Origin of the sequence: Rapidithrix thailandica, from assembly GCF_039710355.1 — a bacterium.
GTDB classification, from domain to species: domain Bacteria; phylum Bacteroidota; class Bacteroidia; order Cytophagales; family Flammeovirgaceae; genus Rapidithrix; species Rapidithrix thailandica.
Genome location: NZ_JBDKWZ010000009.1, coordinates 180,731 through 192,529 on the forward strand (window position 1 = coordinate 180,731; position 11,799 = coordinate 192,529).

10 protein-coding genes are annotated in these 11,799 nt (G+C 44.2%); 5 read left to right on the forward strand and 5 right to left on the reverse strand.

Annotated elements, in window-relative coordinates; genetic code table 11:
• Positions 1-13: 13 nt before the first annotated feature.
• Positions 14-1,786, forward strand: coding sequence for an efflux RND transporter periplasmic adaptor subunit (locus tag AAG747_RS16735; protein ID WP_346822351.1), 1,773 nt, complete (start codon positions 14-16; stop codon positions 1,784-1,786).
• Positions 1,787-1,884: 98 nt separating this feature from the next.
• On the opposite strand, the gene hutG is transcribed toward AAG747_RS16735, so the two are convergent.
• A complete protein-coding gene (hutG, locus tag AAG747_RS16740) occupies positions 1,885-2,865 on the reverse strand; it encodes a formimidoylglutamase (RefSeq protein ID WP_346822352.1) in 981 nt (326 codons plus the stop codon).
• Positions 2,866-3,036: 171 nt separating this feature from the next.
• Here hutG and AAG747_RS16745 point away from each other — a divergent pair, with 171 nt between their 5' ends.
• The 4 genes from AAG747_RS16745 to AAG747_RS16760 all read left to right on the forward strand — a co-directional run bounded on the left by AAG747_RS16745 (position 3,037) and on the right by AAG747_RS16760 (position 6,877).
• A complete protein-coding gene (locus AAG747_RS16745; RefSeq protein ID WP_346822353.1) occupies positions 3,037-3,450 on the forward strand; it encodes an Rrf2 family transcriptional regulator in 414 nt (137 codons plus the stop codon).
• 87 nt (positions 3,451-3,537) lie between these two features.
• A complete protein-coding gene (locus tag AAG747_RS16750) occupies positions 3,538-4,395 on the forward strand; it encodes an SDR family oxidoreductase (RefSeq protein ID WP_346822354.1) in 858 nt (285 codons plus the stop codon).
• Between the two features lie 198 nt (positions 4,396-4,593).
• The gene (locus tag AAG747_RS16755) at positions 4,594-5,988 is read left to right on the forward strand and encodes a S41 family peptidase (protein ID WP_346822355.1); all 1,395 of its coding nucleotides are present in this window, start codon (positions 4,594-4,596) and stop codon (positions 5,986-5,988) included.
• A 124-nt stretch (positions 5,989-6,112) separates the two neighbouring features.
• Entirely contained in the window at positions 6,113-6,877 is a 765-nt protein-coding gene (locus AAG747_RS16760; protein ID WP_346822356.1) for an SGNH/GDSL hydrolase family protein, read from the forward strand.
• A gap of 81 nt (positions 6,878-6,958) precedes the next feature.
• Here AAG747_RS16760 and kbl read toward each other — a convergent pair whose 3' ends face one another.
• The 4 genes from kbl to AAG747_RS16780 form a co-directional block, all read right to left on the reverse strand.
• A complete protein-coding gene (gene kbl / locus AAG747_RS16765; protein ID WP_346822357.1) occupies positions 6,959-8,155 on the reverse strand; it encodes a glycine C-acetyltransferase in 1,197 nt (398 codons plus the stop codon).
• Between the two features lie 228 nt (positions 8,156-8,383).
• Positions 8,384-9,751 carry an aldehyde dehydrogenase family protein gene (locus tag AAG747_RS16770; RefSeq protein WP_346822358.1) on the reverse strand — a complete coding sequence of 456 codons (1,368 nt, stop codon included), beginning with the start codon at positions 9,749-9,751 and terminating at the stop codon, positions 8,384-8,386.
• A gap of 100 nt (positions 9,752-9,851) precedes the next feature.
• The gene (locus tag AAG747_RS16775) at positions 9,852-10,601 is read right to left on the reverse strand and encodes a gamma-glutamyl-gamma-aminobutyrate hydrolase family protein (protein WP_346822359.1); all 750 of its coding nucleotides are present in this window, start codon (positions 10,599-10,601) and stop codon (positions 9,852-9,854) included.
• Entirely contained in the window at positions 10,598-11,749 is a 1,152-nt protein-coding gene (locus AAG747_RS16780; protein WP_346822360.1) for an iron-containing alcohol dehydrogenase, read from the reverse strand. The genes AAG747_RS16775 and AAG747_RS16780 overlap by 4 nt, the downstream gene beginning before the upstream one ends.
• Positions 11,750-11,799: the final 50 nt, after the last annotated feature.

Sequence of the window (11,799 nt, forward strand, 5' to 3'; positions counted from 1 at the left end):
AATAAGATTCATCATGAAAGGCAATATAAATAAAATACAATGGCTGAAGTACCTCGGAATATTGGTGCTGGGCTTGTTTTTAGGGCGCTTATTTTTTGGAGGAAGTTCGGACTCAGATCATTCGGAACATCAACATGCTACCGAAAATGCAGAGAGTGCCGAATCGGTTTGGACTTGTTCCATGCACCCTCAGATTAAATTGCCCGAACCGGGAGATTGTCCCATTTGCGGAATGGATTTGATCCCTTTGGGCGCAAACGATGACGATTCTCCGATTCGGTTGGAAATGACTGAACAAGCAGTGAAATTAGGGAATGTACAAACATCTCAAATCACCCGGGAAGCTTCTGTCAAAGAAATCCTTTTGAACGGAAAAGTACAGATTGATGAACGCAGAATTAAAACACAAACGGCACATTTCGGGGGAAGGATAGAGCGGCTTTATGTCAATTATACCGGGGAAACTGTGCGGAGAGGTCAACGACTGGCTGAAATTTATTCCCCTCAATTGGTCAGTGCTCAAAAAGAGCTGTTTGAAGCGCTCAAGTTCAAGGAACTGAATCCTAAATTGGTGGAGTCCGTTCGAGAAAAGCTGAAGCTTTGGAAATTAACCGATGCACAAATTGAGGAAATTGAAAATACCGGAGAGGTGCGCACGGAAATTACCATCAAAGCCGATGTATCAGGAGTGGTGCAAAAGTTAAACGTAGCATTGGGTGATCATGTGAAGGAAGGTGAACCGGTATTGGAAGTGGTGGATTTACACAGAGTTTGGGTAGTGTTTGATGTATATGAATCGGATTTGTCTTTTGTGAAAATGGGGGATAAATTACAGTTTGCCGTGGCCAGTTATCCGGGGAAAAACTTTGAGGCGACCGTCACCTTTATCGATCCTTTTATTGACCCGCAAACCCGTATCGCCAAAGTGCGTACGGAAATCAGCAATGCCAAGGGTTTGTTAAAACCGGAGATGTTTGCCACCGCTACGGTGAAAGCGGGTTCTGCCAACTCCGGGAGCGCCTTGACTGTACCCAAATCATCCATTATGTGGACAGGCACTCGTTCGGTTACCTATGTGGAAGTTCAAGATACACAAGTACCTACTTTTGAAATGCGCCAAGTAACACTGGGAGCATCCTTAGGAGACCGGTATATTGTGGAAGAAGGACTGGAAGACGGTGATTATGTAGTGACTAACGGGGCGTTTACCATAGATGCTGCCGCTCAGTTGAATAACAAAGCCAGCATGATGAATCAGGAAGTGTATGTGAAAGGGAAGAGTTCGGGAGAAGCGGAGAAAGTAGAAGTCCCGTCTTATTTGGACAAAAGTCCGAAAGCATTTCAACAACAGCTGCAAGAAGTAACCAAGCACTATTTGAAGTTGAAAGATGCCTTGATTGCCTCTGATCAGAAAACGTCTCAAATACTGGCCAAAGAGGTACTTAACTCATTGGAAAAAGTAGATATGAAATTGCTTAAGGACCAAGAGGCACATATGTATTGGATGGATCTGTTGAAAGTCATAAAAAAGCAAACTGGGAAAATAGCGGACACCAAACAATTGGAAGAACAACGCAAAAATTTTATTTCTCTTAGTCAGCATTTACGCTATGCCATTAAGGCCTTTGGCAGTACACAAAAAGTTTTTGTACAATATTGCCCAATGGCGAACGACAACAAGGGCGCCAGTTGGTTAAGCCTGGAAGAGAAGGTGTTGAATCCGTATTTTGGCGATGCAATGTTGACCTGTGGCGAGGTAGAAGAAGAAATTGTTGCAAGCCATTAAGGAGAATTGAGTACTGTTCTGTCATTGAACAACTCTTCGAATAAGGAGGAATACGTATCCAATACCCTTCCGGATTTTGTAATCCGGAAGGGTATTCTTTATTGTTCGATCAGTTGCATCACTGCTCTGAAGATCATTTGTGCCGCCAGTTTGGCGGTACGTTGGTCAATATCGTGGATAGGAGAGAGTTCTGCAATGTCTAAAGAAAGGAGTTTACCTGATTCGATGATTTTTTGCAATAAATGTAAGGCAATTTCCGGATGGATACCCAAACCGTTAGCAGCACTCACTCCAGGCGCATAAGCTGCGGAAAAAGCATCCAAATCTATTGTGACGTAGAGGTGATCTGTTTTTTGAATAAAGGCTGTCAACTGTTCTTCGAGGTAGTGAATATTGTGCCACTGGCATTGGTGGTGGTGGTAATAGTTTACACCTAATTCCTCAGCTTTCCGAAACAAAGCCTGTGTGTTACCGGTTTCCTGGATGCCAAAGCAACAATAGTGAAAATCTTGGTTTTGCTCCTTACAGAGATCGGCAATTTGCCGGAAAGGTGTTCCGGAACTCATTTCCGTTTCGTAGGATCGCAAATCAAAATGAGCGTCAAAATTGATGATACCGATGGATTCCGTTTGGGGAATATGTTTGCGCAAGCCTAAAAAATGCCCGTAGGCAATTTCATGTCCCCCACCCAACAATACCGGGGTAACCTTCAGCGATAATAGTTTGGCAACCTTTTCGCCCAGCAATTCCTGTGAAAACTCTAATTGTTGGTTTTCTATCCCCACATCTCCGGCATCGTACAAAGCGAATTTTTCAGATTTATGCAGTGCCAGGTTGGCAAGGGCTTTCCGTAAGTGGTCCGGTCCAATCACGGCCCCGGTACGTCCTTTGTTGCGTCTGACCCCTTCGTCAGAAGCAAAGCCCAAAAAAGCAATCGTATTCTTTGCTGACTCCGTAAGCCGGATACGCTCCTGCTTCAAATCTAATAATTTGACATATTGATGCCAACGGTATCCCTCCTGTCCGTCTGGCACATCAATCCTTCCTTGCCATCGCTGTTTAGTGGGTGGTATATACATAGTCGAAAGTGGTTTTTTTACAAAAATAAAAAGATTTGGGAGTTAGACAGAACTTGTAGTTTCGGATGTTTTTACGTAAAAAAAAATACTGTCATGAAAAATATTTCAGTAATTGCTTGCCTGCTAGAAAAGTAGTACGTACTTTTGTACTGTCACTAGTGAAATTACAGTATGACCAAAAGCAAATTTGCCATATCGGTACATATTCTGACCTTATTGACCAGTGTAAAGGAAGAGTGGTTGAGTTCCGAATATATTGCCGGAAGCTTGAACATGAATCCCGTATTGGTCAGGAATGAATTAAGCAATTTGAAGAAAAATCAGTTGGTAGAAAGCAAGGAAGGGAAAGGGGGAGGAGTGCGTTTGGCCAAAGCAGCCAACAAAATTACCCTGGGAGATATTTTTACAGCCATTAAGAAGAATCATATTTTTGGTTTGGCGAAAAACGAACCCAACCCTAAGTGTCCGGTAGGAAACCAAATCAACCGACATTTGACCGACCTGTTTGCAGAAGTGGATCAGGTAGTAGAGGAACAGCTTCATGCCGTTTCGCTCGGCGATTTTCAGGAAAGATTTGAATTTTAAAAAATGGAAGTAGGAGCACTTTTTGTCAAGTGTTTTGTTTTGAAATCATAACTGTCATATTTTTAATTACATTTTATTTTTTTAACCATGAAAAAAACAATATTAGTAATTGGAGCCACCGGCAATTTAAGCCGGGATATTGTAGTAGAAGCGGCTTCTAAAGGTTTTAATGTAAAAGCAGCTACCCGTCATCCCGAAAAATACCAAGCTCCGGCCGCCAATGTGCAAGCTGTAAAATTTGAGTTTGAAACACCGGAAACTTTTGACAACGCATTGAAGGATGTGGATGTGGTATCTCTGGTTGCTCTTCCATTGGATGCAACAGCCCCGCAAAAGCTGCGTGCGTTTATTGAGGCGGTCAAAGCAAAAGGAATCAACCGGTTGGCATTTACTTCAGCTATAGGGGTGAATTTGAATGAAGAAGCGCCTTTGAGAAAAGTGGAACGGCTTATATATGATGCCGGGATTCCGTATTCCATTTTGCGGCCTAATTTTTTTATGGAGAATTTTAGCAGAGGGTTTATTGCCGGAATGATTCAACATACCGGAGGATTTGCCTTGGCAGCAGAAGATGCGAAAACCAGTTTTATTTCTACAAAAGATATTGCCAAAGCAGTGGTACAAACCTTACTGGATGAAAAGCATAAGAATAAGGAGTTTACCTTGACCGGGTCTTCAAGTATTGATCATCAACAAGCAGCCGAAATTCTTTCGAAAGTCAGTGGAAAAACGATCCGCTATCAAGCCATTACCGAAGAGCAAATGATTGAAGGAAGTGTGGCAGCCGGTTTGCCTCAAAGTGAGGCAGATTATCTGGGAGTATTGTACAGCGCTGTACGGGCGGGTTATACGGAAAATCCGACTCCGGATTTGGAGCAGATCACCGGAGAAAAAGGAACTTCTTTTGAAGAGTTTGCCAAGGCCAATGCCGAAGTATGGAAATAACCTTTGAAAAAATAAGAGATTATAACTCCGTCAGTTCCTTATTGACGGAGTTTTTTATTGAAAATTTGGTAAAGAAGGAAATGGCAGAGTACAGATTTTTTTTACGTACCATTATGAAAATCCCCAATTGTATGTACCTTCATAGCTTCTAATTATAGAATGTGAAATTCTAAAAACCTTAAACCACAGAGAAGCTACATGAAATTTCGTTTAAATCACCAATTAGTATGGGCCTGCTTATTACTGGCAGGATTGTCCTTTTCGTGTAAAGATGATGATGTTGATCCGGAAAAAGGGGTAAATGAGTGGATTTTTGAGAATATGAACCTTTATTATTATTGGAATGATAAAATCCCTGAACGTCCGAACATGAACCTTCAGCCAGAGCAATTCTTTAACTCGTTGCTGAATACTTACGATCAAGCGACCAATCCCGAAGGCGATCGCTTTTCTTTTATTGTGGATGATGCGGAAGCATTATTAGCCTCTATCAATGGAGAAAGCAAATCCACCGGTATGGAGGTGCGTTGGTACCTGGATCAGGATGGGGTGAGTGTTTTCGGACAAGTATTGTATACCGAGTCGGGGGCTCCTGCCGAAAATGCCGGTTTGCAACGGGGAGATTTTGTGATTAAAATTGACGGTCAGTCACTGAACAAAAACAATGTCTTTGACTTGTTTGGCCAGGATGCTTTTTCTCTGACCAAAGCGCAAGGAGAATTTGATGAAAACGGAGACTTGATCGGTTTACAAAATGAAGAAACCGTTAACCTGACGAGTGTCGTATGGCAAACCAACCCGGTATATACGCATAAAATATTTACGGAGGGAGGACGGAAGATCGGTTACTTTTTGTACAATCAGTTTATTCCCGGGCCACACGGAAGCAAAGACAAACAATACGATCAGGCAATGGATCAGGTTTTTGCCGAATTCAAGTCCAGAGGGGTAGAAGAGTTGGTGGTAGACTTACGCTATAATCCGGGTGGAGCACAAACTTCCGCCAATAACTTGGCCAGCTTAATTGCCAAAGGAGTGGATGGAAATTCTATTTTGATGCGCCAAGAGTACAATGATAACCTGGAGCAGGCATTGAAAGATGAATACGGAGAAGACTTTTTTATTGATAAATTTCAGGTAAAGGAAGAAAATATTGGTGATCAACTCAACCGGGTATATTTCTTAGTGAGTGGTAACAGTGCCTCCGCCAGCGAGCTGGTGATCAACTGCCTGAAGCCGTATATGACGGTGATTTTGGTAGGAGAAACGACTTATGGAAAAAATGTGGGTTCGATTACTATCAAAGACGAATCCCAAAAAATCAAATGGGGTATGCAGCCGATTATCGTGAAAACATACAATAGTGCCGGTGATTCCGACTATACCGCAGGCTTTGCACCGAATCCGGGTATGGAAGTGACCGAAGGTCCGCAACTCCATCCTTTCGGAAGTTTGGAAGACCCTCTGTTAGCCAAAGCGGTGTATTCCATTGTTAATTCACCAGCCCGGGTACAAGAACCCAAAAACGCACCCAAGCAATGGGGGACTACCATCGAAAGAAAGCGTGTAAGTCTTAGGGAGCTTTCATTATAAGACGATTTTACATGCATTAGAAATAATTGTTGTGAACAAGCCCAGGTAAAATTCTGGGCTTGTTTGGTTTATAATTTTCTCAATACTAAGTTTATTAAAACGAAAAACATAAACTTCAGTACTTATGGATCAAGATCAACTAAATAGTCGAAGAGGATTTCTCAAAAAGGCCACTGTAGCAGGTGCCGTGTCCGTGGCCATTCCCAATATCATTTCTTCTGTTTATGCCAATACTCAAGCTAAAAAAGTAAGTTTATCCCAAGGAGGCACGGTGCTTTTTCAAGGGGATTCCATCACAGATGCCGGCCGGAACCGAGACAATACGAAATACAATGATAGCAACTCCCTGGGCTCCGGTTATGCCTTGCTGGCTGCTTCTTCTTTGCTCCACAGTCATCCGGAAAAGGATTTGAAAGTATTCAATAAAGGGATCAGTGGGAACAAGGTGTTTCAATTGGCAGAACGTTGGGAAACAGACTGTTTGGATTTACAACCTCATGTCCTTAGCATATTGATTGGGGTAAATGATTTCTGGCATACATTGACCAATAATTATAAAGGAACCATTGAAACGTATCGGAATGATTTGATAGCTTTATTGGAAAGGACGAAAGAGAAATTACCGGATGTACAGTTGATTATCGGGGAGCCTTTTGCCGTCAAAGGCATCCGGGCGGTGGATGATAGCTGGTATCCGGCTTTTGATGAATACAGGGCAGCAGCCAGGGAGATTGCCGGGCGGTTCAATGCGGTATTTATCCCTTACCAAAGCATTTTCGATAAGGCTCAAAAAGAAGCCCCTGGCGTATATTGGACACACGATGGGGTTCATCCCTCTTTGGCCGGAGCAGAGTTGATGGCCCAGGCCTGGTTGAAGGCGGTGAGGTAATACAACTTAATTTAATCTCGAAACTCTTAACTCCAAAAGCCACCTTGCCATTAGGGTGGCTTTTGGAGTTAATGAATGGTTTTATCTCAACACGCCTAATTCTTTTCCAACTTCGGTGAATGCTTGGATGGCTTTGTCCAGGTGTTCTTTTTCGTGAACAGCCGAAATTTGTACCCGGATTCTCGCTTTGCCTTTTGGCACTACCGGATAGTAGAAGCCAATAACATAGATACCTTTTTCCAATAATTTTTCGGCAAATTGCTGAGAAAGAGGCGCATCGTAAAGCATGATGGGCGTAATAGGATGTTCGCCAGGAGTAATGTCAAATCCGGCAGCCGTCATTTGCTCACGGAAATACTTGGTGTTGGTTTCCAGTTTGTCTCTCAACTCGGTGGAAGCGGTCAGTAAATCCAATACCTTGATAGAAGCACCGACAATGGAAGGAGCGACAGTATTTGAAAACAAATAGGGTCTGGAGCGTTGGCGCAAGAGGTCTACAATTTCTTTCCGGGCAGCCGTAAATCCTCCGGATGCACCACCTAATGCTTTGCCTAAGGTACCGGTGATAATATCGATTCGGCCCATTACATCGCAATGTTCGTGTACTCCTCTACCGGTTTTTCCCATAAAGCCAGTGCTATGGCATTCATCCGACATTACCAAGGCCCCGTATTTATCTGCCAGGTCACAGATTTTATCCAGTTGGGCAATGGTACCGTCCATAGAGAAAACGCCATCGGTTACAATGATTTTTTGCTTGGCTCCGGCAGCATCCGCTTCTTTTAATTTCGTTTCCAAATCGTCCATATTGTTATGCAAGAAGCGGAAACGTTTTGCTTTACACAAGCGTACCCCATCGATGATCGAAGCATGATTTAATTCATCGGAAATGATGGCATCGTCAGGGCCTAAGAGGGGTTCGAAGATACCGCCATTGGCATCAAAAGCCGCAGCATATAAAATTGTATCTTCCATGCCCAGGAATTCGGAAATCTTATCTTCCAGGGTTTTGTGAATATCTTGTGTACCGCAAATAAACCGTACTGATGACATTCCGTAACCGTGCGTATCGATGGCTGCTTTAGCCGCTTCTACAACTGCCGGGTGAGAAGAAAGTCCCAAATAGTTATTGGCGCAAAAGTTAATAACTTTTTTTCCATCTGCCAGGCTTATTTCGGCCCCTTGAGGAGAAGTGATGATTCGTTCACTTTTGTACAATCCGGCTTCTTTAATGTCCGCAATTTCTTTTTCCAGAACAGGTTTAAATTGGTCAAACATTTCTTGATCGGTTAAATGATTAAGTTTCTTTTATTCGTTATCTGTATGAATAGCACAAAGATAAAAACTTGCGTTAGAAAGCAATTATCGGGGGCGTGTCATGCTCATAGCAGGGAGGATTTTTTAATCTCTATTTTCTATTGATACTTTCTATGAAAACTAATGAAGTGTGCAGTGCTCCATCACCACACACTTCACAATGATTGAAAAATAAGCTATCGCAACCTTTTAGCTGTTTCTCAGATGATAGCCCTTGGGCTTAGTAAATGCCCGGATTCCCAGATGGGAGAGAGTGGCACCCAGGCCGGAATGCCGCCTTCCGGACCAGGGCAGACGGGGGCTCACACGGTCACAACAATTCCAATAAGCGGAGCCGCTGTCGAGTTGGGCGAGAAGTTTTTCGGCTCTGGCCGTATCCTGGGTGTAGACCCCGGTCGTCAATCCGTACTCAGTATCTTGCATCAAGGCGAGGGCTTCTTCATCGCTACTTACTTTTTGAATGCCGATAATGGGCCCGAAAGATTCTTCCCGCATCACCAGCATGGAAGCATTGACATTTACCAATACGGTAGGGGCAAAGTAATAACCCTTTCTGTCCAACGCTTTGCCTCCTGTAAGCAGTTGCGCCCCTTTGTCCAAAGCATCTTGCACCTGGTTTTCCAGCACGGAGATTTGCTCCTTTCGGGTCAAGGGGCCTACATACACACCTGTTTCTTCCGGGTTACCGATCTTATAGGATTTGACTTCTTCGGTAAAAGCATTTACAAAATCTTCATAGACTTTTTCATGTACATAAATCCGCTCTACGGAACAGCAACTTTGCCCATTGTTATAAAAGGCCCCATCGGCTATTCCCCGGGCTATGCCTGGAATGTTTTCATTGCTGTCCAGTACGTACACGGGGTCTTTGCCGCCTAGTTCCAACTGGCAAGGAACCATTTTGGAAGCTACTTTTTCGTAAATGTACTTTCCGGTTTTGTAAGAGCCGGTAAAGAAATAACCGTCCAAAGGCAATGATAAGAGTGTTTCTCCGGCTTCCTTTCCACCGATGATGACTTGAAAAACTTCTTCGGGTACTCCGGCCTGATGGAGCAGTTTACCAATCTCCAGGCCGGTAAGAGTGGTGAATTCCGAGGGCTTGTACAGCACAGCATTTCCGGCTATCAGTCCGGGAACAAATACATTCACCCCGACCAGATAAGGATAATTCCAGGCGGAGATATTGGCGATCACGCCTAAAGATTCGTAAGCGATTTTTTCTTCCAAACCAGGTTCTTTCCATACTGTTTCGGGGTTTAGGTAATTCGCTGAATTTTCCAGAAAAAACTCGATCCTGCCCCGTGCCCCGTTGATTTCATTATAGGCTTGGGCCAAAGGCTTGCCCATTTCCCGGGTTAGAATTTCCCCCAGTGATTGTTTGTATTCAGCCAGTAATTCGTAAAATTTACGGAGGACTTCAATTCTGTCAGTCAGGGTAAACTGAGCCCAGCTTTTTTGTGCTTGCCGGGCTTTTTCAAATTTTGTCTGGATTTGAGTACTGTTGTCCTCATCCAGATGGGCAATGAGTTCTTCAGTTGCCGGATTTATAATTTGCATAAGTGTTTGTCCTTTTTTGTGATAACATTCAATGATCTTAATTTTTCTCTAACAGGAACAGTTTTATGAGAGACTTTAGAATGACAAACTGTTTCTTTATTTACATCCCACAATGGCTTAAAAAGTGCTTGTACAGTACATTTTCATCCAACAATGGCGTGGTGGAATTAGGCGTAAATTCAGGGTGCCATTGTACGCCTAATACTTTGCCCTCCTGAGCCCCGGTCCAGCAAAAGGCTTCCACCAGTTGGTCCGGGAGGCTATAGGCGAGCACGTCCAGATCTTTCCCCAGGGATTTGACCGCCTGATGATGTACCGAGTTGACCATCGCTTTTTCCTTTCCGGGATAGAGACTGGACAGTAACTTGTCTTTTACCAAAGCAACTTCATGATGTACCTGGTCATATTGTATGGCATCGCGGTGTTGCCGGGCTTCGGGGGCTTGTGTGGCGATATCCTGATAAAGACATCCTCCGAAAAAAACATTCATCAGTTGAAAACCCCGGCAAATACCAAAGATGGGTTTTTCGTGCTTCATGGCATATTCCATAATTTTCAACTCATAGGTATCCCGGTAAGCATCGCCCTTCCAGCGACCGTTGAGAATAGGCGCTTCCCCATAGGTTTGTGGAGCCAGATCGGAGCCCCCCTGAAAGACAAAACCGTCCATTTCGGATAGAAAATTTTCCAAGGCCTTACCTTCCAGATCGGGGATCAGCCAAGGCATTACCTCTTCCCGGGCCAGGTAGCGGGCCATGTCCCGCTCCAGGTAGCAAAGGTGCTTGGGGCCGAATACCGTCCGCTCCACATCCGGGTACATCAGACAAGAAGATACACCGATTTTGATCATAATGCTTTCAGATATAGTTGTTTGAAATCTTCCCGGGTCACCGGTTTGGGGTTGTTCGGATGGCAGAAATCCGCCTCTGCCAAGTCGGCCAGGGTTTCTATATGTTCCGGTTTTACGCCTTGTGAACTTAACTTGGCAGGCAAGCCCAGGCGGTCATTCAATTGGAAAAGATGTTCTACTACTTTTTTGCTGTCGGGCTGTTCGATGCCGAGGGCTTGTCCCATGGTAACGAATCGGTCTTCCAAACCCTCGCTGTTAAATTCCATGCCGTAAGGCAAACAAATGGCGTTAGCCAGCCCATGGTGAGTATCCAAGAGAGAAGAGAGGGGGTGGGCCAGGGAGTGAACGACCCCCAATCCTTTTTGAAAAGCGACCGCGCCCATCAAGGAAGCCAGGAGCATTTTGCTGCGGGAAACATCGTCCGGCTGTTTTACAGCCTGTTCCAGAGAGCTGGCAATGAGTTTGATCCCTTCCAGGGCAATCCCATCGGCCATGGGGTGAAAACCCTTGGCCAGGTAGGCTTCCATGTTATGTGTGAGGGCATCCATACCGGTAGCAGCGGTCACGAAAGGAGGCAGATCGAAGGTGAGGGCCGGATCGGCAAAGACGATTTTGGCCAAAAGTTTCGGAGAGAATAAAATCCGTTTTCGTTTGGTATCGTCTTCGGAGATGATGGCACTTCGCCCGACTTCACTGCCCGTGCCAGCGGTAGTAGGTACGGTAATAAAGTAGGGAACCTCTCCGGTAATGTATTGATCGCCTCCGATCAGATCGTCATAGTCAAACAAATCGCGGTGGTGGTGAATGCGCAAGGCAATCGCCCTTGCCACATCCAAAGCTGCTCCACCCCCAATACCTACGATGGCGTCACATTGATTTTCTTGAAAAGCTTCCCCTCCCTTAAGAACATCTGACTTGACAGGGTTTTTAGATACACCGTGATAAACCTCCGGCCTTAAACCTTGAGATGAAAGATCTGAGACAATTTTTTTGAAGAAGTCTAAGCTTGCAATCACCGGATCGGTGACGAGCAAAGGTTGTTGCAATTGTTGGGTTTTTAAATGAGGGCCAAGTTCTTGTATGGCTCCGATTCCAAACCGTACCACGGTAGGAAAGTTGTACTGATGGATTTTGTGAAAATCAGTCATAGAAGTTTACAATGATTAGTGGGTATTGATTTTTATTTTAATAAACCTTG

Excerpts from the sequence above, each read along its gene's own strand:
- kbl (WP_346822357.1), bottom strand. The coding sequence starts at position 8,155 with ATGTTTGACCAATTTAAACCTGTTCTGGAAAAAGAAATTGCGGACATT.
- AAG747_RS16775 (WP_346822359.1), bottom strand. The coding sequence starts at position 10,601 with ATGATCAAAATCGGTGTATCTTCTTGTCTGATGTACCCGGATGTGGAG.
- AAG747_RS16770 (WP_346822358.1), bottom strand. The coding sequence starts at position 9,751 with ATGCAAATTATAAATCCGGCAACTGAAGAACTCATTGCCCATCTGGAT.
- AAG747_RS16755 (WP_346822355.1), top strand. The coding sequence starts at position 4,594 with ATGAAATTTCGTTTAAATCACCAATTAGTATGGGCCTGCTTATTACTG.
- AAG747_RS16760 (WP_346822356.1), top strand. The coding sequence starts at position 6,113 with ATGGATCAAGATCAACTAAATAGTCGAAGAGGATTTCTCAAAAAGGCC.
- AAG747_RS16750 (WP_346822354.1), top strand. The coding sequence starts at position 3,538 with ATGAAAAAAACAATATTAGTAATTGGAGCCACCGGCAATTTAAGCCGG.
- hutG (WP_346822352.1), bottom strand. The coding sequence starts at position 2,865 with ATGTATATACCACCCACTAAACAGCGATGGCAAGGAAGGATTGATGTG.
- AAG747_RS16780 (WP_346822360.1), bottom strand. The coding sequence starts at position 11,749 with ATGACTGATTTTCACAAAATCCATCAGTACAACTTTCCTACCGTGGTA.
- AAG747_RS16735 (WP_346822351.1), top strand. The coding sequence starts at position 14 with ATGAAAGGCAATATAAATAAAATACAATGGCTGAAGTACCTCGGAATA.
- AAG747_RS16745 (WP_346822353.1), top strand. The coding sequence starts at position 3,037 with ATGACCAAAAGCAAATTTGCCATATCGGTACATATTCTGACCTTATTG.